This is a genomic window from Nonomuraea deserti, assembly GCF_004348685.1.
In the GTDB taxonomy this organism is placed as follows: Bacteria; Actinomycetota; Actinomycetes; order Streptosporangiales; family Streptosporangiaceae; genus Nonomuraea; species Nonomuraea deserti.
Genome location: NZ_SMKO01000029.1, coordinates 41,185 through 63,565 on the forward strand (window position 1 = coordinate 41,185; position 22,381 = coordinate 63,565).

A 22,381-nucleotide genomic window follows, 5' to 3' on the forward strand; every position below is an offset into this window, starting at 1 on the left:
TGTTCCTCTCCCTCTGCCGGCCGGGTTAGCTGACGGGTTCGGGTATGGGAGCTGCGTTTCCCTACCACCGAAGTGGATTCACCCCAGGTGCGATGGGTCCCCGGCTCCCGGGCAACTCGCCCGGGATTAGGCGGTGCAACGGCTGTTACGGCCGATGCATAAGGGGATATTAGTGGTAGATCACGAGTCATGCGACCTTAAGCCGAAATCTATTCTTGATCTACTTGTGACCGGAGCATGCGCGCGGCCTCCTCCGGCAACACGTCGTTGACGAACGCGCCCATGGCCGACTCCGAGCCCGCCAGATACTTGAGCTTGTTCGGCGCCCGCCGGATGCTGAAGAGCTCCAGATGCAGGTACGCGAGCTCGCGGTCCCGCCGCACCGGGGCCTGGTGCCAGGCCGAGATGTACGGCATCACAACCCCGAACAGCCCGTCGAAGGCCCGCAGCACCGAGGTGTAGAGCGGGGCGAACGCCGCACGCTCCTCCTCCGTGAGCGCCGCCAGGTCCGGCACCTGCCGGTGCGGATACACGTGCACCTCGAACGGCCAGCGCGCGGCCGCGGGAACGAACGCCGTCCACAGCTCGTTGCCGGCGACCACCCGTGTCCCGGCGGCGCGCTCGGCGGCCAGCACGTCGGCGAAGAGGTTGCCCGCGCCCTGGTAGCGGGCCGCGGCGCCGAGCTGAAGTTTCGTCCTGGGCGTGACGTACGGGTAGGCGTAGATCTGGCCGTGCGGATGCGCCAGCGTGATGCCGATCTCCTCGCCCCGGTTCTCGAAGCAGAAGACCTGCTCCACGCCCTCGATCCCGGACAGCTCGGCCGTACGGTCGGCCCACGCCTCCATGACCAGCCGCACCTGGGCGTCGGAGAGCTTGGAGAAGGACGACGAGTGATCTGCTGTGAAGCACACCACCTCGCACCGCCCCACTCCCGGACGAACCTCACTCAGCCCGCCCACATCGTGATATGTCCCGAAATTCGTGGAGAAAGAGGGAAAGCGGTTCTCGAACACCGCCACGTCGTAGTCATAGGCCGGGATCTCCGTCGCCCGTGTGTCCGACGACGGGCACAACGGGCACTCGGCGGAGGTGCCCGTCGGCAGGAACGTCCGCGTCTGCCGGTGCCCGGCCATCGCGATCCATTCCTCGGTCAGCGGATCGTAGCGCAGTTCGGACGCCACCGGCCGGGGCTCCAGCGGGCGCCGGTCGATCGCGCTCCGGTCGGCGTCGTCACGCCGGTCGAAGTAGATCAGCTCTCGGCCGTCGGCCAGATGGGTGACGGTGCGCTTCAATGCGTGCCCTCCGCGATGATCAGTTCTCCGGCTCGTTCGGTCAGTTCGGTGCGTGCGTCCTCGGGCAGCCCCGCGTCGCTGATGACCACGTCGGCCTCGCTCAGCTCGGCGATGGTGCTGATGCCCACCGTGTTCCACTTCGTGTGGTCGGCGGGGACGACCAGCCGGTGCGCGGCCGTCACGAGCTCCCTGTCAGTCTCCGACTCCAGCAGGTTGGGCGTGGTGAACCCGGCCCGCACGCTCATCCCGTGCACGCCGAGGAAGAGCGTGTCCACGTGCAGGCGGCGGATCGCGGCCACGGCCACCGGGCCGACCAGCGCGTCGGACGGCGTGCGTACGCCTCCGGTCAGCACGACGGTGCGGTCGGCGCGCGGGTTGCGGTGGAAGACCTCGGCGACGGGGATCGAGTTGGTGATCACGGTCAGCTCGGGGACGCCGATCAGATGGTGGGCCAGCGCCCACGTGGTGGTGCCCGCCGACAGCGCCACGGCGGTGCCGGGGCGTACCAGCCTGGCCGCGTGCCGCGCGATGGCTTCTTTCTCCTGCTGCTGGCGGGCGGACTTCGCGGTGAAGCCCGGCTCCTCGGTCGATCCGGGACCGAGAGCGGTCGCGCCGCCGTGCACCTTCTCCAGCAGACCGCGCTCGGCCAGCACCTCGAGGTCGCGGCGGATGGTCATGTCGGAGACGCCGAGCTCGCGTACGAGGTCGGCGACCCGGACGCCGCCGTTGCTGCGCACACGTTCGAGGATCGTCTGCTGCCGCTGCTGTGCGAGCACGCCCGCTCCTTCCAACAGATTCCACCAAATTATGACACGGCGCTGTTGGGGAATGTTAGTTCGGTACGGATCACTTGCGCTGGTCAGCACGGGCGAGAGACGTTGGGAGAACACCGATCATCCGGAGGCGAGCTTATGGCCAGGCGAGCACGCAAGGGCAAGGCACGCAAGAAGAAGAAGGCGAACCACGGCAAGCGCCCGACGGCACGCTGACAGGTGGCCGCCCGCCGGCGGCCACCTCCGGCCCCATCCCGGCAGCTCGACGCGCGGCTGCGGGAGCGGATGGCCGCATGCATCCGGCCGTCCGGATGCGGCAGCCGGCGCCTGAGGTCACAGGAGGAGCGCCGGCCGGTCGGGATGATCGGCTCTGATCACGACGTCGGCCGCCTCCTGGGGCCGCACCTCGCGCTCGTACCGCTCGTAGGCGGGCAGCCGCCACCGCTCCTCCTCGGGCGTGCGGCGGCCCAGCGCCGCCGCGGACAACCACACATGCACGCCCAGCTCGAACGCCAGCCCCCGCCCCAGCAGCAGCGTCCCGTCCACGATCACCACCCCGCCCGGCGGCAGCTCCTCGTAGGGCAGCCGGTACGCCCGGTCGATCCGGCTGTCCCACAGGGCCGGCAGCACCCGCCCCGAGCCGTCCTCATCCAGGGGATCCAGCACCTCCCTGCGCAGCGCCTTGACGTCGAGCCAGTCCTCGTAGAAGGCGTCGGGATCGGCCCTGCCGTGCTCCAGCCGCAGCGACGCGGGCCGCAGGAAGTCGCCCGCGGAAACCCGCAGCACGGACCGGCCGCGCAGCCGGAGCGGCGCGACCAGGTCGTCGGCCAGCGCTTCCGGCCGTCCGGCAGGCGCACCGTCGACGGCCACCCGCACCCGGCGCTCGCGGGGCCACCCGGAGATCCGCTCGGCCAGCTCGTCGACGAGAACGTCACGGGAGATCGGTCGCGCACGCATCGGCACCAGCTTACGAGCGCCCTCCGCCCGGCGTCCCCGCCGCGCGGAGGGCGCGGAACAGGTGTGCAGAACATCCGGAGGCGTTCGATCGTAGGGTTCGCCCATGGACTGGCAGACGTGGCACGACGCGTACGACGACCCCGGCTCGCGGCTGACGCAACGGTTACGGGTCGTGCGGCAGCGGATCCGGCTGGCGCTCGACGCCTGCCCGCCCGGCCCGCTGAGGCTCGTGAGCCTCTGCGCGGGGCAGGGCCGTGACGTGCTGGAGGTGCTCGCCGGCCATCCCCGCCGCGAGGACGTGCTGGCGCGTCTCGTGGAGCTCGACCCGCGCAACACCGCGGTCGCCGAGGAGACGGCCAGGACGAGAGGGCTGGAGCAGGTCGAGGTGATCACGGCCGACGCCGCGCTCACCGACCACTACCGGGGCATGGCTCCCGCCGACATCGTGCTCGCCTGCGGCGTGTTCGGCAACATCACGGACGAGGACGTCGAGCGTACGGTCGACACGTGCGCCCAGCTGTGCCGGACGGGCGGCACGGTCATCTGGACGCGCCACCGCAAGCCCCCCGACCTGGTGCCGGAGATCTGCCGGTGGTTCGAGGAACGCGGCTTCCGCCTCGCATGGCTGTCCGGACCGGACGCCGGCTTCGGCGTCGGCGCGCACCGCTTCACCGGCTCCCCACGGCCCCTGATCACGGGAAAGCGCATGTTCACGTTCGTCGGCTACGATCTGCTCGGCAACGGTTGAGCACCAGTGCCCGGCACGACGAAGGCCAGGCCCCTCAGGCCGGATGACCTGGCCTTCTCCTCATGGGAGCGGACGACGGGAATCGAACCCGCGTAGCTAGTTTGGAAGACTAGGGCTCTACCATTGAGCTACGTCCGCGCGAACCGGTCGAAGTCTGGTCTAGACTTCATCCGGTCGTCAGGGCGTAAGCGTACCGGAGTCGCGGACCGCATGCGCACTCGGCGAGACGGGGCGTGGCGCAGCTTGGCAGCGCGCTTGCTTTGGGAGCAAGAAGTCGCAGGTTCAAATCCTGTCGCCCCGACCAGCTAGAAGGCCCCTTCCGATCCGGAAGGGGCCTTCTGGGTGACTAGTGAGTGACTAGGGTCTGGCTCACGGACGCACGCGCTCATGTCGTCCCATCACGCTTCGCCCCAGACCGACGCCGAGGCAGACGCTGCTCGATCTCGGGAGGGTTCTGCTCCTGCCGCGAAATCGGCGCGTTTGGTAACGCTGAGCGTGTCGGTGCCGGCGATCACCACTGGGCGATCAGACGCTGGCGGATGGCGGCGTCGCGCATCGCGCCTTCGGGGTTGAAGCAGATCACGAACCGGTCGGCCTCGCCGATCCGGACCTCTTTGACCTTCAGATTCTCGGCCACGTCCTGGTAGCGGCCCTGGCGGGACAGCGCGCCCTTGGCCTCGGCCGAGCCCGAACGCAGCCGTTCGCCGATGATGTAGTGGTGATCGCCTTGGCGCAGGTAGCGGCGGTTGTCGGCGGAGGCGAAGCCGCGATCACCGACCCACCGATCTTGGATAGGGTCCAGTCCCGCATGTCGTCCTTGACCTGGCGGATCAGGGCGGTGTCGGTGGTGTTGCCGGGCCAGGACCAGATGCGGACCGGGATGCCGTCGCGGGTGACGGCCATGCCGATGACGATCTGCGGTAGGTCGTCGCGGTGGTCTTTGGACTTGCCGCGGGAGCGGAAGCCCTTCATCACCGCCTCGTCACCACCGCCATCGCCGTTGTCGTCGCCGTTGTCGGGGTCTGGCAGCCGGATGCCGCGCCGATCGCGGGCGATCGGCTCGTCCGGTTCGTCGATCTCGAAGTAGGTGGAGGTGGTGTCGAAGAACAGCAGAGTCGACTTCCAGGTTGAGCAGGGTGGCGACCTGGTCGAACACCTTGTGCTCGACGGAGTCTTGGACCTGGTGCAGCCAGTCCATCGCCCGGTAGCAGGCGTCGTCGGAGCAGGCGGGCAGGCCGTCGACGTGGGCGCCTGGGCCGACCCAGTGCGAGGCGGCCAGTGTGGAGGCATCTTGGCGGCTTTGGCGATGGATCCCCTCGTTGTGGGCGAGTTGGAGGTCGAGTTCGTGCACCGGCAGCGCTTCAGGACACGTGCGGAGGCTCGGCTGAAGATCGCGACCTGGGTCGCGGACTTCTACAACGTCAAGCGGAGGAACAGCGCCAACGATGGGCTGTCGCCTGTCACATTCGAGCGTCAGATGATCGAGAAGAGGCAGGCATCATCGGCCCTGCTGAGGGCCGCTGTGGCATAGGACCGTCTCCACGGTTTGAGGGGATTGACACACGAAAGAGTTGCTGGCCGGCAAGTCCGGAGCGCAGCATTCCTGACTGGAAACCCGTAACGACGAGGCCCGCGTCTTCCTCGGTGCGGGCACGACTCCCAGCCTTCCAGTCTTGGGAGCCTCCTACCAACCCGGGGCAGCTCACACGATAGGTTGATCACGCACTGGACATATGAAGTTAACGGGAGTGGGAATGCCTGACAGCTTTCGCGCAACCATCGACGAACTGGCCATGGAATACAACCGGCGCGCCCAGCAGGTCCACGACCTACACCGCGAGTTGAATGAGCTGCGGTGCACCTCCAAGTCCCGAGACGGCATGGTCGGCGTGACCCTGGGAGCACGCGGGCAGGTCTACGCCATCGAGCTGAACCCGCGCGTTCACCGCACTCTGTCGGCCACCGAACTGGCCGCCGCCATCATGGAGCAGATCGCCCAAGCCACCGCGCAGGCGACCGCCCGCGCCGAGGAGCTCATACGCCCGCTGCTCCCCGACGACCTGCCTAACGAGGAGATCTTCGGCCCTGGCATGACCCTCGACTCGCTGCTGCCCCAACCCCTCGACCTCGGCGTCGACGCGCCGCCACGCCGGTGACCTTCGACGGCATGCACGTCGAGTATTCCGCGCTAGAAGCCAGCGCCAGTTCCGCCGAGGACCAGCAGACGCGGATCGCTCGCGCCCGCGACATCCTGCGTGCCGCCTTCGATCGCGACCGCCGCACGCTCGGAGACGATCAGTACGGCGCCGAGCTGGAAAACCAATTGCCGGAGATCGAGAACGAAATCTTCGACGCCTTCCATGCCTATATCCACGCCCTTGGCGAAGGCGCCGACAGGCTGCGCGTCAGCGTGCGCAACTACAAGCTGGCCGACGGCGATAGCTCAGCTGGATGAGCTTCGACGACGTGCTCATCCCCGCGTGGATGAAGCCATCGATCGGCTGGGTGGTTGGGGCGGACTGGCCACAGGGCGATGAGGGAGGTTGCTTCCGGCTCGCCGACGCCTGCGTGACGGCCGCCCACCAGATCGTCGCGGGCACCGCGGTCGCCGACCCGTACAGCGCCCGCCGGATCGGCCGGGCCTGGGACGGCGCGGCCCACCAGGCGTTCGCCGAGCACGTCGCCATCACTGCCGACAAGCACGTCGCCAACCTGGTCACCCGGCTGATCCATGCAGCGATCAAGCTGAACGCGGTCGGCGTGCTGATCCAGCACACGAAGTACCTGATCGAGGCCACGGTGTGGTTGTTGGTCGTGCAATTCGGCCACCTGGCTGCCACCGCCGCGGCCACCGGCGGCTCCAGCCTCGCGGCCATCCCCGCCCGTCTGCAACTTGCCAGGCTGACCGTAGCGATGATCGCCAAAATGGCTTTGATCCACATTGCGCTGTTCGCCGCGATCAGCGCCGGCGTGGGCGCTGCCGTGCAGTACCTGCAGATCGAAGGCGGCCGCCGTGACGGCTTCGACCAGCTCCAGCTCGCGACCTCGGCAGCCACCGGCGGCCTGATGGGCCTGTTCAAAGGTGCCTTGGCCGGCGGACTGACCCGGCTGTCCACCCCTGCTCTGGCCAAGGGGCTCGGCCTGTCACGAGCCGAGATGGGCCTGTGGGAGAAACTTCTCGCCGCCGCCACCCACTCCCTCTACGGTCAAGCCGCCCAGTACGGCCTGGCCGGCGGCCTGGCGAGCTTGGCCACCATGCTCTATAACGGCGACCTGGACCTGACCACCCTCGGCAAAACCGTCCTTTCCAGCGCGCTCGGCGCCGACGGGCAGCACCTGACCTCTCCAGCGATCCCCCACCACTGGAACACCAGGATCGGCGATCCCCGCTTCGAGGCCCCGCTGCGCCGTCTGGAAGAACTCGATCCAGCCGCTTTCGGCCGCGTGCACGACACCGTGAACTCCGGCCGGCTCCGCGACACGAACCGATTCACCGATGCCCTGGACCAGGCTCTGGCCTCCTGGCGACCCCCGAGTGACTCCATTTACGCCGTGCGCCCAGGGACGAGGGAATTCCTGATGGGGGTCGGCGACACGGCGCCGATCTACATCGCCCGCGGCGGCGAACACCTCGTCTACGAACTCCAGGACAGCATCCTCAAGATCGACCACAACACGTCCGCCAGAGTCATGAACTGGCGCTCGCCGGACTTCGATCCCGATCACATCGGGCGCTCTGACGTGGTCTTTGAGCTGCTGCGCATCCTGCGCGATAAGGAAAGCCGCTACGCGATGCTCCAGGACCTCCACGGAGCCCACCATGTCCCCCGCCAGCGGTCTTATGTATGGGAAGTCGCGTGGCCTGGACGCGTTCTCAACGAGATCGTCGGCGCAGTCAAAGCCGACCCCGAGCGGATCTACAAGATGCCCGCCATCGTCACCATCCAGCATCGGTACTACGGATTGGAAAGCCTCAGCAGCCCGGATCTCGCGACCGGATACGCCGAGAAGGCCAACCGGAATCCACCTCCTGACGTGTACCTCGAAGCAGGACGGCGCTGGCTGGAAAACATCGGCCCGGCTCGCTTCGGCCAGGAGCTTTTCCTTGACGCGCAACGAAGTCCGTCACTCACGAGGTTGTTCCACCTGGCGCAGGACAACCCCGAGCTCATGGCCGAGATCCGGAAATTCACACGCAACGCTCTGCACTACAGCCAATGGACCGGCGAGACGATGGACATGGTCGGCCGGGGCAACGTCGTCTTCCTCGACTCCCGGTCGTATCTCCTCGTCGACGCGCTACACCCCTACCCGGTCAAGACCCTGGCAGAGGCGTCCCTCCTGCTCCGACGGCTCGACGAGAACGAGGAGCTCACCAGAGGTGATCGGGTTTATCTGCTCAACGTGCTCAACTACGTCAGGACCGTCAACGCTCTCGCCCACTTCACCGGCCTCGACGACCGGCTTGACATCGTCCCGCCCGGTTTCGACTCCCGAGGATGGCTGCGGTTCCAGCAAATGTGGAACTCCTACCAGTGATCTATCATCCATAGATGAACGTCGTTTCAGGCCCCTGGGACCGTACGCTCATCTGAGAGCTGTGGAACATCTCCCAGTCATACTCCAGCTGGGGCGAGATACGGTTCACGAGCTTCCCGTGCCGGCCGTACAGGCAGGGCAGAGACGGAAGGCGAGCTGGATGGGAAGCCGACGACGCATAGCCCTGTGCGGACGCGGTCCGTGACCTTGCCGCAGTAATCACACTCGGAGGTGACCAGCTGCATTTGTGAGCACGTGCATGCCTGCTTACGGTCGAGCTGTGATGGAGTCTCGGAAGGACCGCCCCGTGTGGCGGCAGGTGGCCGATGAGATGCGCCGGCGGATCGCGGCCATGTCGCCGGGCGACCTGGTGGACTCCGAGCAGTCGATGGTGCAGGAGTTCGGCATCGCGCGCGGAACGGCGCGTAAGGTGATCGCGCACCTTCGCGAGGAAGGCGTGATCTACACGGTCCCGGGCCTGGGCTCGTTCGCCGGTCCGAAGCCCCCCGAGGATGGCGCCGAACCAGGAGACCGCAACACGAGTTGATCGCCGATGCCCTGCAACTGAAAGGGCTCGGCGCTGTCACCTCCGGCGGCGTTGGAAACTCTGCGGGACGGAGGAGTCCCCAGCGTCCCCGGTGTCTCTCGACTGGGTCTCACCAGCGGAAAGAGAAGAGATCAAGAGGGACACCCTCTGCTGGTTGTGTCCCCGCTGTCCCCGGCAGAGGCGAAGAGGTGCTTGGCACGCTTGGCCAGTGGCGTTGCGCGCGGAAGGACGGCTGCAACATGTTGCAGCGCTTCTGCGTGCGAAGCGCGGCCTGGAAGGGGTGGGCGAAGCGCCATTATGGCCGTCGAGACGGGACGCTTCGGCCTTACATGGCTGTGTCCCTAGAGTTGATGACACTGGCGTCCGTGCCTGTCACGCGGTCGGCTGAGTGACGGACTGCGTGACAATCACCGTGGTCAATCATGGACGTTGGCGGACGGTCCCGCACTCTCGCCGCCGGCCAAGGGGTGGCGCGGCCAAAGCGAACCTTGTTTGAAATGATTTGGGAGCAAGAAGTCGCAGGTTCAATCCTGTCGCCCCGACCAGGCCGCGAAGGCCGCTCACCGAAACGGTGGGCGGCCTTCGATATGTGCCGACTCCCGGCAGGGGTGCATCTACGTGCACCCCCGCCGGGTAGCCAACCCGATTCTCCCCGGCCGCGCCCGGCCCTAGCGTCGAAGCAAGCAGCCGATCGACGAGGGAGAACGCCGTGACCACCGCAGAGAGCAAGGCCGACCGTACGGCCGCCAGTGGGCGCGCCCTTTCCGTCATCCTCTGGATCCTCCAGGTTGTCGTGGCCGGTTTCTTCCTCATATCGGCCATGGGCAAGTTCTCGAACGTGGAACCGGCGAAGTCCACGTTCGAGGCCATCGGGTTCGGAGACTGGTTCCGCAACCTGGTGGCCGTGCTGGAGGTGGCGGGGGCCGTGGCGCTGTTCGTGCCGCGCCTGGCCGGCCTGGCGGGTCTGGCGTTCGTCGGGCTGATGGCGGGCGCGACGCTGACCGAGTTGTTCGTGTCGGGCGGCGGCGGTGTGCTGCCGCTGACGGCGCTCGTGCTCTGTGCCGTGATCGCCTGGGGGCGCCGGCAGAGCACGGCCCGGCTGTGGGCGGTGGTCACCCGGCGTTAAATAGACTGTGAAGTCCCGCCCCCGTCACGGGCAAGGACATGTTCGAGCTGTTCGACGACGACCCGATCTCCCGCCCCCTCACCTATCCGGGCCGGATCCCGGCGACCTCCGGGGTCCTGGTCGACGACGCGTACGTGCCGCTCCAGCCGTCGGGCAGCAGCCCGGGGGAGTGGCGCGCGGCCGGCGAGCCGCTCAGGACACTGCTGGCACACCGGGGCTGCCGGCCGCTGTCGGCTCGCCACCGCGTCGTCGCCGTGGGATCCAACGCCGCGCCGAGCCAGGTGCGCAGGAAGTTCCGCGGCCACGGGGTGTGCAGCGTCGTCCCCATGACGCTCGCCGACGTGCCGGGCGTCGCCCCCGGCGTCTCGGCCCATGTGAGCAGGGCGGGCTACGTGCCCGCCGCGCCGATCGACACGCCCGGCGAGACGTCCAGGCTGTTCGTGCTGTGGCTGGACGAGCGGCAGCTCGCCGCCCTCGACCTCACCGAGCCCAACTACACGAGGAGCACGCTCGCGCACCCGATCACGCTGGAGCCGGGTCTGCGCCTTCCGCCCGCCTTCGTCTACGCGGGAAAGCACGGATGCCTCATGGACGCCGGCCGCCGCCCCCGCCGCCTGACATCCCAGCGAGCGCTCATCCAGTCCCTCCTGGAGGAGACCCCAGGGCTGAGCCGCCTGTGCGGCGACACGCCGGACGACTTCGTCGCCACCGTCAGGGACGAGACCGTGCGCGCGGCGGCGTCCCGCCTCCTCCAGGCTCGGCCGAGGCGAGAGCGGGCCGCCGGGTAGAGTCGGGCCGCGTGACCGACACCAATGCCGACACCCGCGTTCCCCCGTCCCGGTTCGGCGACGAGCGAACCATCCTGGACAACTGGCTCGAGTGGCACCGCGCCACGCTCGCCGTCAAGTGCGCCGGCCTGACGGACGAGCAGCTGCGCCTGCGTTCCGCGCCGCCCTCCACCCTGTCCCTGCTGGGCCTGGTCAGGCACATGGCGCACGTCGAGCGGGTCTGGTTCCGCCGGATGCTCAACGGCGAGGACATCCCCAAGCTGTGGGACAAAGACCGCGACAACGACGCCGACTTCAACGAGGTCGACACCGCCTCCGTCGAGGAGGCGTTCGCCACGTGGCGGGAGGAGATCGAGCTGGCCCGCGCCCTCTCGGCCGCCGCACCGCTGGACGCCGTCGGCGAATACCGGGGCGCCGAGTGCTCGCACCGCTGGATCCTCGTCCACATGATCGAGGAGTACGCCCGCCACAACGGCCACGCCGACCTGCTACGCGAGCGCATCGACGGCGCCAAGGGCGACTAGGGGCGGCCGGTCTCGCGGAAGATGATCGCGGCGCCGAACGCCGCGCGGGCGGGCACGACGAGCTCTCCGGCGGAGGTCCTGCCCAGCGGGATGTCGCCGGCGCGCAGAAGCCGTTCGGTCGCCGCGGCGTCGTTCACGCCCACCGCGTAGGCCACGAAGCCGGGCAGCGCCGCCGCGGTACCCCCTGGCAGCAGCTCGCCCAGCCCCGACGCGGCGGCCAGCGTGACCCTGGCCTCTCCTCCGAGCTCGAACACCCGCACGGGCCCGGCCCGCCGTGCCGTACGCCCCAGGTAACGCTCGTAACGCCGCTCGGTCTCGTCGATCGCGTCGTCGGCCACGCACAGCACGCACTCCACCAGGGCGTGCGCGCCGTTGGGGTGGTCGGCGCCGGCCGGGGCGCCGGCCACGGCGCGGTCGTTGGCGGCCAGCCCGACCCGCCCCTCGGGGACGCGGCCGGGCACGACGCCGTCGATCTCCAGATAGCGGACGGGCTCCATCCGGGTCCCGTCCGCCGTCTCGACCGGGCGCTGCGCGGCATGTACGCCGCCGTGCCCGACGCGGGCCGCCGCCAGCCGCGCGGCGGCCCGGTCGATGTCCCGCGCGTCGAACATCAGGATGTGCACGCCCTCGAAACGCCGCAGGCAGGCCTCCAGGGTGGCCGCGGTGCCGCGGACGGCATCCTTGAGCGCGGCCAGCCGTTCCTCGGGCGCCTTCAGGGGGATCAGCCTGGCGTCGCCAGGCACCCGCCCGGATCCCGCGACCGTGACCAGCTCGACGAAGTTGCCGGGGAAGTACGCGTGCGTGTTGCCCAGGCCGAACGGCTCGGGAGGCTCGCCGAGCACCGGATAGGCCGGGCCCGGCAGGCTGAACCCGAGCCGCCGGTAGCGGTCGAGCGCCTGGTCCATGTCGTGCACGAGGTGGCCGACGTGGTGCAGCCCGCCGATGTCATGATCCATGCTTGCCTCCGTAAGCGGCGTCTTCGAAGTCACGGGAGAGCCGTTCGAAGATCTCGACGACCTCGCCGGCCGCGGGCTCGCGTGCGGACGGCCGCTCGGGCTCGAACGTCCTGCGCAGGGTGTCGGCCAGATGCCCGGCCTTCTCCTCCAGCCCGAGCGGCACGTCGGCGGGCAGCAGCGGTTCGATCGCGAAGAACCCGAACACGATCGTCGGCAGCGAGTAGTCCAGATCCTCGGGACGCAGCCCGGCGCGCAGCAGCCCGTGCCTAGCCAGCACCCGCAGGTAGTCGCGCGAGGCGATCAGCTTGGCGCCCTCCAGCGGTCTCCTGGCCGGGCTGGAGAGGAACTTGTCGAGCGTCTCCGCGTCCCTGGTGAAGAGGGCCCGCAGCACCGGCCGGTCCATCGCCTCCAGGAAGAACCTGCGCATGTAGCGGTGCAGCATGATCTCGTCGGGGTCGGCCCGCATGGCCGCGGCCACCGCGTCCAGCATCGCGACCGCCTCGCGGGCCGCCACGGCGAAGAACAGCTGCTCGCGCGTGCGCCAGTGCAGGTAGATGGTGCCCTTGCCGACTCCGGCCAGCTTCGCGATCTCGTCGATCGTCACCCGCCGGTATCCCCAGCGCAGCAGCAACTCCTTGGCCGCGTCGAGGATCCGGTCGGCCCGCCCGTCGTGCTCGCCCCGCATGCCCCGCCTCCCGGTGACTGTTGACTGGTGACCAATATAGCGTTTTGGTCACGCAGATGTGCACGCATAAGCGCACGACCGCGCATGAAAGCAGGTCAAGGGGGTCGTACGGAAAGTAAGGGGTCCTCTAAGGGGCGTCGGCGCGGAACAGCGCCCAGACGGCCTTGCCGCCGCTCGCCAGCGGGTCCCAGCCCCAGCACTGGCTGTACGTCTCGACGATGTAGAGCCCGCGCCCGTTCTCGGAGATGAAGTCGGGCTCCTTGGGCCGCGGCACCTCGTCACTCGGGTCGGCCACCGCCAGCAGGACGTGCGGGGCGACCCGCATCAGCAGCAGTTCGATGCCGCGCCGCCCGCGTGCGTACATCGCGTACCTGATGGCGTTGGTCACCAGCTCCGACACCACCAGCGCGGCGTCGTCGCTCAGGTCGTGCAGCCCCCAGTCGCGCAGCGTCGAGCGGGTCACGTCCCTGGCGGTCTTCACCGAGTCGGCCTGGAAGGACAGCGGGCACGAGGTCGTGTACGGTTTCCCGCCCATGAGAAGGTGATCGAAACCGACTTCGCGGGTGATCTGCAGGCAATCGGCAGTGGCCAGCGGATCCTCCACCATGCTGCCGATACCTCCCCGTTGAACCTTCGTCAGTGCATGTTTGGCCCAATATGCACTAACCCATGATGGGTCACGCGGCCGGGTCGCTGCAAGACCCAAATGCACGTGCAGTTGCATTGTGCAGGAGCGAGCGGCGCCAGGCTAACGGCCGCCGAATCGGACACGGGGTTGAGACCTTGTCATACGTGGCGATGTGGTGTCACTGTGTGTGCGGACCTTGATAGGAGGAAGCAAGTGACGCAGAACCAGCCGGGTTCCGGGCCGACGGCGCTGCGCATCCTCCTGGGCTCCCAACTGCGCAAGCTCAGGGAAGCGAAGAACGTCACCCGCGAGGAGGCGGGCCACCTCATCCGGGGCTCCGAATCCAAGATCAGCCGCATGGAGCTCGGCCGGGTGGGGTTCAAGGAACGCGACGTGGCGGACCTGCTGACGTTGTACGGGGTCGTGGACGCGCAAGCCCGTGCCGCCGTGCTCGACCTGGTCGCCACCGCCAACGAGCCGGGCTGGTGGCACCGGTTCAACGACGTGCTGCCCACGTGGTTCCAGGCGTACGTCGGCCTCGAAGAGGCGGCCGCCAGGATCAGGACCTACGAGGTCCAGTTCGTGCCGGGATTGTTGCAGACCAAGGAGTACACGAGGGCCGTGGTGACCGCCGGTGCGGCGGGCATCGGAGCCGAGGAGATCGCCAGGCGGGTGGACCTCCGGCTGGAACGCCAGAGGATCCTGGACAAGCCCGACGGGCCCATCTTCTGGGCGGTGATCGACGAGGCCGCCTTACGCAGGCCCATCGGCGGCGCCGAGGTGATGAGGGCCCAGATCGAGCACCTGATCGAGCTGATGCGGCAGCAGAGCATCACGATCCAGATCATGCCGTTCAGCTTCGGGGGGCACAGCGCGGAGGGCGGGGCGTTCAGCATCCTGCGCTTCCCCGACAACGATCTGCCGGACGTCGTGTACGTCGAGCAACTCGCCAGCGCGCTCTACCTCGACAAGCGTGAGGACGTCGACCGATACACCGAGGTGATGGAGCGGTTGTGCGCCGTGAGCACCACCCCGGACGAGACGATCGAGTTGTTGCGGACGATCGCGGACGAGTTCTGAGAGCCGTGGCGTCGTTGTCGGGTGCGCATCTGCCCTAGACTGGCAGTCGGCGTTGGATCCCGCCGTGGCGGAGCATGCCCGACACCGCTCATGTGGGCGCGGCGCGTGAGCCGAAACCGATGAGACGCGCCCGCGATCACTCGTAGCTTGATCAAGGAGACCATTCCGTGAAGACCGCTGTCGAGGAGCTCAGCCCGACCCGGGTCAAGCTCACCGTCGAGGTGCCGTTCGACGAGCTGCGCCCGAGCATGGATGCGGCATACAAGAAGGTCGCGCAGCAGGTGCGCGTCCCCGGGTTCCGGCCTGGCAAGGTTCCGGCCCGCATCATCGAGCAGCGCTTCGGCCGGGCGGTAGTGCTGGAGGAGACCCTCAACGACGCGGTGCCCAAGCTCTACGGCCAGGCCGTCGACGAGGTCGACGTGTTCCCGGTCAGCCAGCCCGACATCGAGGTCACGAAGATCGACGACGGTGAGCAGATCGAGTTCACCGCCGAGGTCGACATCCGGCCCAACTTCGAGGTCCCCGAATACCAGGGCGTCGAGGTCACGGTCGACTCCGCCGAGGTCTCCGACGACGACGTCAACGCCCAGCTCGACGCGCTGCGCCAGCGTTTCGCCACGCTCACCGGCGTCGAGCGGCCCGCCGCCAACGGCGACTTCGTCGTGATGGACCTGCGCGCCGAGATCGACGGCAAGAACATCGAGGAGCAGCAGGCCAGCGAGGTGTCCTATGAGGTGGGCGCCGGCTCCGTGCTGCAGGGCCTCGACGCCGCGCTCGAAGGCATGTCCGCGGGCGAGGAGAAGAGCTTCAAGACCGAGCTGGTCGGCGGTGACAACGCCGGCGAGGAAGCCGACGTGATCATCAACGTCAAGTCGGTCAAGGAGAAGGTCCTGCCCGAGCTCGACGACGAGTTCGCCCAGCTCGCCAGCGAGTTCGACACGCTGGAGGAGCTGCAGTCCAGCATCCGCGAGCAGGCTCGCCGCAACAAGCTGATCGACCAGGTCGTGCAGGCCCGCGACAAGGCGCTCGACGCCCTGCTCGACAAGATCGACATCCCGCTTCCCGACAGCGCGCTCAAGGCCGAGGTCGACGCCCGCAAGCACAACCTCGACCACCAGGTGGCCGAGAGCGGCCTGAGCCGTGACGCCTTCTTCCGCCTCTACCAGACGACGGAGGAGGAGCGCTTCGCCGAGTTCGAGACCGGCGCCGCCAAGGCGCTCAAGGTCGGATTCGTGCTCGACAAGATCGTCAAGGCCGAGGAGCTGGGCGTCTCCGAGCAGGAGCTGACCAACTTCGTGGTCCGCCGGGCCATGGAGATGGGCGTGCAGCCCAACGAGCTGGCCAAGCACCTCGCCGACAACGACCAGCTCACGCTGGCCATGGTCGAGATCGTCCGTGACAAGGCCAAGTCCGTGCTCGGCGACGCCGCCAAGGTGGTCGACACCGAGGGCAACGAGGTCGACCTCAAGGGCATCTACAGCGAGATCAACGGTGGCGAGGCCGTCGAGGAAGAGGACGCCGAGGGCGAGAAGGCCGACGCCTGACGCCCCGAGCCGACCGGAGCCCCTGGACCCCGCCGGTCCGGGGGCTCTGTCATGACCGGACACCTCCCGCCCTGGAACAGAGCGCTCAGACGGCTTGTGAGGCGCCCGGAGGGGTCGAGGGCTCTGCGGGCGGCGGGCCGGCGCTCATCGCGCGGCGCTCGCCCTCTCAGGACGTCTGAGGGAGGTCGCCGTACGCGTGCCGCGTCAGCGCGGGACGAAAACCGCACAAGCCGAAGAAGCGTAACAGGCAACCATTCGCTCGAACCTGCGCCGTCAGCGAACAGTACGGGGGACCGGGCATGACCTGTGGGCCGGGCGCGTTAGGGTCACAAGCAAAGCCCATCGATTACGACGCATCGGAAGGTGACGCTGTGACCAGCCCGCCGACCTTCTATCAGCCTGAGTCGCGAGGCCGTGAGAACGGCTCGTCCTTCCGGCTTGAGGACCAGCTTTACCAGCGCCTGCTTCGTGAGCGCATCATCGTTCTCGGGCAGGAGGTCAACGACGAGATCGCCAACCGCATCTGCGCAGAGCTGCTGCTGCTCGCGGCCGACGATCCCGACCGCGACATCACGCTCTACATCAACTCGCCGGGTGGCTCGGTGAGTGCGGGCATGGCGATTTACGACATGATGGAATATGTGCCTAACGACGTATCCACGGTCGTCATGGGCATGGCCGCCTCGATGGGGCAGTTCCTGCTGTCCGCCGGCACCCATGGCAAGCGTTACGGCCTGCCGCACGCCCGTGTCATGATGCACCAGCCGTCCGGCGGCATCGGCGGCACCGCCGCCGACATCGCCATCCAGGCCGAGCAGATGCTCTACGTGAAGAAGACACTGGCCGAGCGGATCGCCCACCACACCGGGCAGCCGCTCGAGCAGATCGAGGCCGATTCCGACCGCGACCGCTGGTTCACGGCCGAAGAGGCCAAGGACTACGGCTTCATCGACCACGTGGTGCGCAGCGCACGGCAGGTGCCCACGCAGGGCCCGGTCTCCTAGGGGGAGCTGACATGAACATCGAAAGCCGTTACGTTCTCCCCTCCTTCGTCGAGCGCACGTCCTACGGCGTGAAGGAGATGAACCCGTACAACAAGCTCTTCGAGGACCGCATCATCTTCCTCGGAGTGCAGATCGACGACGCGTCGGCCAACGACGTGATGGCCCAGCTGCTGACGCTGGAGTCACTCGACCCCGACCGTGACATCAGCATCTACATCAACTCGCCCGGCGGCTCGTTCACGGCCATGACGGCGATCTACGACACGATGCAGTTCGTCCGGCCGGAGATCCAGACCGTCTGCCTCGGCCAGGCCGCGTCCGCCGCGGCCGTGCTGCTGGCCGGCGGCACCCCTGGCAAGCGGTTCGCGCTGCCCAACGCCAGGGTGCTGATCCACCAGCCGTCCACCGAGGGCGGCGGCCAGGGCAGCGACATCGAGATCCAGGCCCGCGAGATCCTTCGCATGCGCTCCCTCCTCGAGGACATCGTGGCGAGGCACTCGGGCAAGTCCTCCGCCGAAATCCGCAAGGACATCGAACGCGACAAAATTCTCAACGCGGACGAGGCGAAGGCGTATGGTCTGATCGACGACATCATCCCGTCCAGGAAGAAGCGAGCTCAGGCCGTGGCTTCCTAGACGAGACGTGACGCGCCGGAGCGCTGCCCAATAGGGCACGTTCCGGTGCGACTCGCCGCTAGGGGGCTCACTGAGGGCCCAGAAGACGGTAACGTCGAAACCTGAGCGGTTCGGCCTAGTCCGGAGGATGTCCGGAGACACTGCTCGCGTGAGCAGGGCGGTCCCACGCAAAGGAGTATCTGGGGTGGCACGCATCGGCGACGGGGGAGACCTGCTGAAGTGCTCGTTCTGTGGAAAGAGCCAGAAGCAGGTCAAGAAGCTCATTGCCGGTCCAGGCGTCTACATCTGCGATGAGTGCATCGATCTCTGCAACGAGATCATCGAGGAGGAGCTCTCCGAGTCCTCCGAGCTCAAGTGGGACAACCTGCCCAAGCCGAGGGAGATCTACGAGTTCCTCGACGCCTACGTCATCGGTCAGGACAAGGCGAAGAAGGCTCTCTCGGTGGCGGTCTACAACCACTACAAGCGGGTGCAGTCCGGCGACCGGGGCAGAGACGACGGCCTCGAGCTCGCCAAGAGCAACATCCTGTTGCTCGGGCCGACCGGTTCAGGCAAGACGTTGCTGGCGCAGACCCTGGCGAAGATGCTCAACGTGCCCTTCGCCATTGCCGACGCCACCGCGCTGACCGAGGCCGGCTACGTCGGCGAGGACGTCGAGAACATCCTCCTCAAGCTCATCCAGGCCGCCGACTACGACGTGAAGAAGGCCGAGACCGGCATCATCTACATCGACGAGGTCGACAAGATCGCCCGCAAGAGCGAAAACCCGTCGATCACGCGTGACGTCTCGGGCGAGGGTGTGCAGCAGGCGCTGCTGAAGATCCTGGAGGGCACCACGGCCTCGGTGCCTCCGCAGGGCGGCCGCAAGCACCCCCACCAGGAGTTCATCCAGATCGACACGACCAACGTGCTGTTCATCTGCGGCGGCGCCTTCGCCGGCCTGGAAAAGATCATCGAGTCGCGCATCGGCAAGAAGGGCATCGGCTTCAACGCCATCATCCGGTCGAAGGAAGAGGTCGACACCGCCGACGTCTTCGGCGACGTGATGCCGGAAGACCTGCTCAAGTTCGGCATGATCCCCGAGTTCGTCGGCCGCCTGCCCGTCATCACCTCGGTGCACAACCTCGACCGCGAGGCGCTCATCCAGATCCTCACCGAGCCCCGCAACGCGCTGGTCAAGCAATACCGCAAGCTGCTCGAGCTCGACGGCGTCGAGCTCGAGTTCACCGACGGCGCCCTCGAGGCCATCGCCGACCAGGCCATCCTGCGCGGCACCGGCGCCCGCGGGCTGCGCGCCATCCTCGAGGAGGTGCTCCAGTCGGTCATGTACGAAGTGCCCTCCAGGCAAGACGTCGCCCGCGTGGTCATCACCCGCGAGTCGGTGCTGGAGCACGCGATCCCGACGCTCGTCCCGCGCGACCAGCTCGCCGCCAAGCAGCAGCGCACACCGCGCGAGAAGTCGGCCTGAGCCGCATTCGTTCACACCGGACGCCCCGTGGTCGCGAACCATGGGGCGTTCCGCTTTCCCGCCTCCCTAGAATTGGTCACTGTGACAACGCCAGAGCTGCCTACGCAATACACACCGGCCGACGTCGAGACCCGGAGCTACGAGCGCTGGGTGTCCGAAGGCTACTTCCGCGCCGACCCGGGCAGCACGCGCGAGCCGTACAGCATCGTCCTTCCACCGCCCAACGTGACGGGCGTCCTGCACATCGGGCACGCGCTCGACCACTCCATCCAGGACGCGCTGACCCGCCACGCGCGGATGAAAGGCCACGAGACCCTGTGGCTGCCGGGCATGGACCACGCCGGCATCGCCACCCAGAACGTCGTGGAGCGCGAGCTGGCCAAGCAGGGCTTGTCACGCCACGACCTGGGCCGCGAGGCGTTCGTCGAGCGGGTCTGGGAGTGGAAGGAGGAGTCCGGCGGCCGGATCCTCAGCCAGATGCGCAAGCTCGGCGACGGCGTCGACTGGTCACGCGAGCGGTTCACGATGGATCCCGGCCTCTCGCGGGCCGTGCAGACGATCTTCAAGAAGCTGTTCGACGACGGGCTCATCTACCGCGCCGAGCGCATCATCAACTGGTGCCCGCGCTGCCTGACCGCGCTGTCCGACATCGAGGTGGAGCACAGCGAGGACGAAGGCGAGCTCATCTCGATCCGCTACTCCGACGAGATCGTGGTCGCCACCACGCGCGCCGAGACCATGCTCGGTGACACGGCCGTGGCCGTGCACCCCTCCGACGAGCGTTACGCGCATCTGATCGGCACGCTCGTGGAGGTGCCGCTCACCGGCCGCATGATCCCGGTGGTCGCCGACGAGCACGTCGACCCCGAGTTCGGCACCGGCGCGGTCAAGGTGACCCCCGCCCACGACCCCAATGACTTCGAGATCGGGCGGCGCCATTCGCTGCCGTCGCTGACCGTCATGGACGAGCGTGGCGTGATCACCGCGCACGGGCCCTTCCAGGGGCTCGACCGCTTCGAGGCCCGGCCGGCCGTGGTCGCCGCCCTGCGTGCCGAAGGCCGCATCGTCTCGGAGAAGCGCCCCTACCTGCACTCGGTCGGTCACTGCTCGCGCTGCAAGACCGTGGTCGAACCCCGGCTGTCGCTACAGTGGTTCGTCAACGTCTCGCCGCTGGCCAAGGCCGCCGGCGACGCCGTTCGCGACGGCCGCACCCGCATCCACCCGCCCGAGCTGGCCAAGCGCTACTTCGACTGGGTCGACGACATGCACGACTGGTGCATCTCCCGCCAGCTCTGGTGGGGCCATCGCATCCCGGTCTGGTACGGCCCCGGCGGCGAGGTCGTGTGCGTGGGCCCCGACGAGGAGCCGCCCGCCGGCTACACACAGGACTCCGACGTCCTCGACACCTGGTTCTCCTCAGGGTTGTGGCCGTTCTCGACCCTCGGCTGGCCCGACTCGACACCCGAGCTCCAGCGCTTCTACCCGACCTCCGTTCTGGTCACGGGCTACGACATCCTGTTCTTCTGGGTCGCTCGGATGATGATGTTCGGCCTGTACGCCATGGACGGCGAGCCGCCGTTCCGTGTCGTCGCGCTGCACGGCATGGTCCGCGACCAGTACGGCAAGAAGATGTCCAAGTCGTTCGGCAATGTGGCCGACCCGCTCGACTGGATCGAGCGCTTCGGCGCCGATGCCACCCGGTTCACCCTGCTGCGCGGCGCCAACCCCGGCGCCGATGTCGCGGTGAGCGAGGAATGGGCGGCGGGCTCCCGCAATTTCTGCAACAAGATCTGGAACGCCACCCGGTTCGCCCTGATGAACGGCGCCACCGTGGGCTCCCTCGACGACGCTGAGCTGACCCCGGCAGACCGGTGGATTCTCTCGCGCCTGCAGTCGGTCATCACGGCCGCTGACGCCGCGTTCGAGGACTTCGAGTTCGCCAAGGCTTCCGACCTGCTCTATCACTTCGCCTGGGACGAAGTCTGCGACTGGTACCTCGAGCTGGCCAAGATCCAGCTCGGTGAGGGGCTGGAGCACACCCGGCACGTGCTCGGCCACGTGCTCGACGCACTGTTGCGGCTGCTGCACCCGTTGGTGCCGTTCGTGACGGAGGAGTTGTGGCGGGCCGTGACCGGCGGCGAGTCGGTCGTCGTGGCGTCGTGGCCGAAGGCCGACGACCGCTACACCGACGCCGCGGCCGAGGCCGAGATCGGCGCGCTGCAGGAGCTGGTGACGGAGGTGCGCAGGTTCCGCTCGGATCAGGGGCTCAAGCCCGGCCAGAAGGTGGCCGCCCGCCTCGGGCTGACCGGCACGCAGCTGGCCGGCCAGGAGACGGCGATCCGCGCGCTGCTGCGCCTCACGGCGCCGCCGGAGTCGTTCAATGCCACGGCGCGGTTCACGGTCGGAGGGGTGTCGGTGGAGATCGACACGGCGGGCGCCATCGACGTCGTGGCCGAGCGTAAGCGGTTGGAGAAAGACCTCGCGGCCGCCCGCAAGGAGGCCGCGCAGGTGGCGGCCAAGCTGGGCAACGAGCAGTTCATGGCCAAGGCGCCGGACGACGTGGTGGCCAAGGTGCGGGGCCGCGCCGAGCAGGCGTCCGCCGACATCGCCCGGCTCGAGGCCCAGCTCGCCCGGCTCGGGGTTTGAACCGCAGCCCCGAAGGGAAGGTCCATTCGTTACCTAAGAACGGACCTTCCACCCGCCGGGGCTGCTACAGTTTTTGAGCCGGGGCAGTCAACCCCGACATCCCTCTGATCAAACCCCGACTTTCGGGCGGTCCAGCCGCGCGGTTGGACAACGGCCGGATGTTGGAGTAAGTTAGCAGGGTTGCCTCCAAGCGGGGCACGTCCGGAAGATCCCGGATCGGGCGGTTTGACAAGAATCGTCCAGATCGGGTAATCTGGAGGAAACGAAGTGTGAGCCTCCACGGCAGGGTCGGCAAAGGATTCTGGCGGGGATGTACGCGTGCGTTTCTTGAGAACTCAACAGTGTGTTAAAAGCCAGTGCATGATGCACAACCCCGTCGACCGACATGGTCGGTTTTGACGGATTCCTTTATTTAGTTGGGTTCAGACCTTTTTTGGAGAG

General features: G+C 67.8%; 22 protein-coding genes, 2 tRNA genes, 1 pseudogene and 1 riboswitch. Of the genes and pseudogenes, 17 read left to right on the forward strand and 8 right to left on the reverse strand.

Features of this window, described 5'->3' with window-relative positions:
* Positions 1 to 143, reverse strand: a riboswitch (cyclic di-AMP (ydaO/yuaA leader).
* A 66-nt stretch (positions 144 to 209) separates the two neighbouring features.
* Both galT and E1292_RS14270 read right to left on the reverse strand, forming a co-directional pair.
* The gene (gene galT / locus E1292_RS14265) at positions 210 to 1,292 is read right to left on the reverse strand and encodes a galactose-1-phosphate uridylyltransferase (protein WP_132595618.1); all 1,083 of its coding nucleotides are present in this window, start codon (positions 1,290 to 1,292) and stop codon (positions 210 to 212) included.
* The gene (locus E1292_RS14270) at positions 1,289 to 2,068 is read right to left on the reverse strand and encodes a DeoR/GlpR family DNA-binding transcription regulator (RefSeq protein ID WP_132595619.1); all 780 of its coding nucleotides are present in this window, start codon (positions 2,066 to 2,068) and stop codon (positions 1,289 to 1,291) included. The genes galT and E1292_RS14270 overlap by 4 nt, the downstream gene beginning before the upstream one ends.
* Positions 2,069 to 2,203: 135 nt before the next feature.
* Between E1292_RS14270 and E1292_RS56100 the strand changes: the two genes are divergently transcribed.
* Positions 2,204 to 2,281 (forward strand): 50S ribosomal protein bL37, encoded by a 78-nt coding sequence (locus E1292_RS56100; protein ID WP_371252575.1) that lies wholly within the window; start codon positions 2,204 to 2,206, stop codon positions 2,279 to 2,281.
* Between the two features lie 117 nt (positions 2,282 to 2,398).
* Here E1292_RS56100 and E1292_RS14275 read toward each other — a convergent pair whose 3' ends face one another.
* Positions 2,399 to 3,022, reverse strand: coding sequence for a nucleoside/nucleotide kinase family protein (locus E1292_RS14275; protein ID WP_132595620.1), 624 nt, complete (start codon positions 3,020 to 3,022; stop codon positions 2,399 to 2,401).
* A gap of 103 nt (positions 3,023 to 3,125) precedes the next feature.
* Here E1292_RS14275 and E1292_RS14280 point away from each other — a divergent pair, with 103 nt between their 5' ends.
* Positions 3,126 to 3,770 carry a class I SAM-dependent methyltransferase family protein gene (locus tag E1292_RS14280; protein ID WP_132595621.1) on the forward strand — a complete coding sequence of 215 codons (645 nt, stop codon included), beginning with the start codon at positions 3,126 to 3,128 and terminating at the stop codon, positions 3,768 to 3,770.
* 67 nt (positions 3,771 to 3,837) lie between these two features.
* Here the strand turns inward: E1292_RS14280 and E1292_RS14285 are convergent.
* A tRNA-Gly gene (locus E1292_RS14285) sits at positions 3,838 to 3,908 on the reverse strand.
* Positions 3,909 to 3,997: 89 nt separating this feature from the next.
* Here E1292_RS14285 and E1292_RS14290 point away from each other — a divergent pair.
* A tRNA-Pro gene (locus E1292_RS14290) sits at positions 3,998 to 4,074 on the forward strand.
* A gap of 166 nt (positions 4,075 to 4,240) precedes the next feature.
* Here E1292_RS14290 and E1292_RS56105 read toward each other — a convergent pair.
* Positions 4,241 to 5,058: pseudogene (locus E1292_RS56105) on the reverse strand (IS1634 family transposase); the annotation flags it as partial.
* Positions 5,059 to 5,076: 18 nt separating this feature from the next.
* Between E1292_RS56105 and E1292_RS56110 the strand changes: the two are divergent.
* From E1292_RS56110 to E1292_RS14335, 8 genes are all read left to right on the forward strand, one after another.
* The gene (locus E1292_RS56110) at positions 5,077 to 5,301 is read left to right on the forward strand and encodes an IS3 family transposase (protein ID WP_439331889.1); all 225 of its coding nucleotides are present in this window, start codon (positions 5,077 to 5,079) and stop codon (positions 5,299 to 5,301) included.
* Between the two features lie 223 nt (positions 5,302 to 5,524).
* Positions 5,525 to 5,926, forward strand: a complete 402-nt coding sequence (locus E1292_RS14305; RefSeq protein ID WP_132595624.1) for a YbaB/EbfC family nucleoid-associated protein — start codon at positions 5,525 to 5,527, stop codon at positions 5,924 to 5,926.
* Entirely contained in the window at positions 5,923 to 6,225 is a 303-nt protein-coding gene (locus tag E1292_RS14310; RefSeq protein ID WP_165974530.1) for a hypothetical protein, read from the forward strand. The genes E1292_RS14305 and E1292_RS14310 overlap by 4 nt, the downstream gene beginning before the upstream one ends.
* Positions 6,222 to 8,309, forward strand: a complete 2,088-nt coding sequence (locus E1292_RS14315) for a WXG100-like domain-containing protein (RefSeq protein ID WP_132595626.1) — start codon at positions 6,222 to 6,224, stop codon at positions 8,307 to 8,309. Before E1292_RS14310 ends, E1292_RS14315 begins: the two co-directional genes overlap by 4 nt.
* A gap of 283 nt (positions 8,310 to 8,592) precedes the next feature.
* A complete protein-coding gene (locus tag E1292_RS14320) occupies positions 8,593 to 8,856 on the forward strand; it encodes a GntR family transcriptional regulator (RefSeq protein ID WP_220446821.1) in 264 nt (87 codons plus the stop codon).
* Positions 8,857 to 9,565: 709 nt separating this feature from the next.
* Positions 9,566 to 9,982, forward strand: coding sequence for a DoxX family protein (locus tag E1292_RS14325; protein WP_132595628.1), 417 nt, complete (start codon positions 9,566 to 9,568; stop codon positions 9,980 to 9,982).
* A 38-nt stretch (positions 9,983 to 10,020) separates the two neighbouring features.
* Entirely contained in the window at positions 10,021 to 10,770 is a 750-nt protein-coding gene (locus E1292_RS14330; RefSeq protein ID WP_132595629.1) for a hypothetical protein, read from the forward strand.
* Positions 10,771 to 10,781: 11 nt separating this feature from the next.
* The gene (locus E1292_RS14335) at positions 10,782 to 11,294 is read left to right on the forward strand and encodes a DinB family protein (RefSeq protein ID WP_246090110.1); all 513 of its coding nucleotides are present in this window, start codon (positions 10,782 to 10,784) and stop codon (positions 11,292 to 11,294) included.
* Here the strand turns inward: E1292_RS14335 and E1292_RS14340 are convergent.
* The 3 genes from E1292_RS14340 to E1292_RS14350 form a co-directional block, all read right to left on the reverse strand.
* Positions 11,291 to 12,250 (reverse strand): VOC family protein, encoded by a 960-nt coding sequence (locus E1292_RS14340; RefSeq protein WP_132595630.1) that lies wholly within the window; start codon positions 12,248 to 12,250, stop codon positions 11,291 to 11,293. The two genes, E1292_RS14335 and E1292_RS14340, sit on opposite strands and share 4 nt — an antisense overlap.
* Positions 12,240 to 12,935 (reverse strand): TetR/AcrR family transcriptional regulator, encoded by a 696-nt coding sequence (locus E1292_RS14345; RefSeq protein WP_132595631.1) that lies wholly within the window; start codon positions 12,933 to 12,935, stop codon positions 12,240 to 12,242. The genes E1292_RS14340 and E1292_RS14345 overlap by 11 nt, the downstream gene beginning before the upstream one ends.
* A gap of 127 nt (positions 12,936 to 13,062) precedes the next feature.
* Entirely contained in the window at positions 13,063 to 13,542 is a 480-nt protein-coding gene (locus E1292_RS14350; RefSeq protein ID WP_132595632.1) for an ATP-binding protein, read from the reverse strand.
* 234 nt (positions 13,543 to 13,776) lie between these two features.
* Between E1292_RS14350 and E1292_RS14355 the strand changes: the two genes are divergently transcribed.
* From E1292_RS14355 to E1292_RS14380, 6 genes are all read left to right on the forward strand, one after another.
* On the forward strand, positions 13,777 to 14,643 hold the full coding sequence (locus E1292_RS14355) for a Sco1979 family transcriptional regulator (protein ID WP_132595633.1): 867 nt from the start codon (positions 13,777 to 13,779) through the stop codon (positions 14,641 to 14,643).
* Positions 14,644 to 14,810: 167 nt separating this feature from the next.
* A complete protein-coding gene (tig, locus tag E1292_RS14360; RefSeq protein WP_132595634.1) occupies positions 14,811 to 16,187 on the forward strand; it encodes a trigger factor in 1,377 nt (458 codons plus the stop codon).
* 371 nt (positions 16,188 to 16,558) lie between these two features.
* A complete protein-coding gene (locus tag E1292_RS14365) occupies positions 16,559 to 17,191 on the forward strand; it encodes a ClpP family protease (protein ID WP_132595635.1) in 633 nt (210 codons plus the stop codon).
* Between the two features lie 11 nt (positions 17,192 to 17,202).
* Entirely contained in the window at positions 17,203 to 17,826 is a 624-nt protein-coding gene (locus E1292_RS14370) for an ATP-dependent Clp protease proteolytic subunit (protein ID WP_132516299.1), read from the forward strand.
* 184 nt (positions 17,827 to 18,010) lie between these two features.
* On the forward strand, positions 18,011 to 19,294 hold the full coding sequence (clpX, locus tag E1292_RS14375) for an ATP-dependent Clp protease ATP-binding subunit ClpX (RefSeq protein WP_132516300.1): 1,284 nt from the start codon (positions 18,011 to 18,013) through the stop codon (positions 19,292 to 19,294).
* Between the two features lie 72 nt (positions 19,295 to 19,366).
* A complete protein-coding gene (locus E1292_RS14380; RefSeq protein ID WP_132595636.1) occupies positions 19,367 to 21,940 on the forward strand; it encodes a valine--tRNA ligase in 2,574 nt (857 codons plus the stop codon).
* Positions 21,941 to 22,381: the final 441 nt, after the last annotated feature.

Excerpts from the sequence above, each read along its gene's own strand:
- E1292_RS56100 (WP_371252575.1), top strand. The coding sequence starts at position 2,204 with ATGGCCAGGCGAGCACGCAAGGGCAAGGCACGCAAGAAGAAGAAGGCG.
- E1292_RS14275 (WP_132595620.1), bottom strand. The coding sequence starts at position 3,022 with ATGCGTGCGCGACCGATCTCCCGTGACGTTCTCGTCGACGAGCTGGCC.
- E1292_RS14280 (WP_132595621.1), top strand. The coding sequence starts at position 3,126 with ATGGACTGGCAGACGTGGCACGACGCGTACGACGACCCCGGCTCGCGG.
- E1292_RS56110 (WP_439331889.1), top strand. The coding sequence starts at position 5,077 with ATGGATCCCCTCGTTGTGGGCGAGTTGGAGGTCGAGTTCGTGCACCGG.
- E1292_RS14305 (WP_132595624.1), top strand. The coding sequence starts at position 5,525 with ATGCCTGACAGCTTTCGCGCAACCATCGACGAACTGGCCATGGAATAC.
- E1292_RS14315 (WP_132595626.1), top strand. The coding sequence starts at position 6,222 with ATGAGCTTCGACGACGTGCTCATCCCCGCGTGGATGAAGCCATCGATC.
- E1292_RS14320 (WP_220446821.1), top strand. The coding sequence starts at position 8,593 with ATGGAGTCTCGGAAGGACCGCCCCGTGTGGCGGCAGGTGGCCGATGAG.
- E1292_RS14330 (WP_132595629.1), top strand. The coding sequence starts at position 10,021 with ATGTTCGAGCTGTTCGACGACGACCCGATCTCCCGCCCCCTCACCTAT.
- E1292_RS14340 (WP_132595630.1), bottom strand. The coding sequence starts at position 12,250 with ATGGATCATGACATCGGCGGGCTGCACCACGTCGGCCACCTCGTGCAC.
- E1292_RS14345 (WP_132595631.1), bottom strand. The coding sequence starts at position 12,935 with ATGCGGGGCGAGCACGACGGGCGGGCCGACCGGATCCTCGACGCGGCC.
- E1292_RS14350 (WP_132595632.1), bottom strand. The coding sequence starts at position 13,542 with ATGGTGGAGGATCCGCTGGCCACTGCCGATTGCCTGCAGATCACCCGC.
- E1292_RS14370 (WP_132516299.1), top strand. The coding sequence starts at position 17,203 with ATGAACATCGAAAGCCGTTACGTTCTCCCCTCCTTCGTCGAGCGCACG.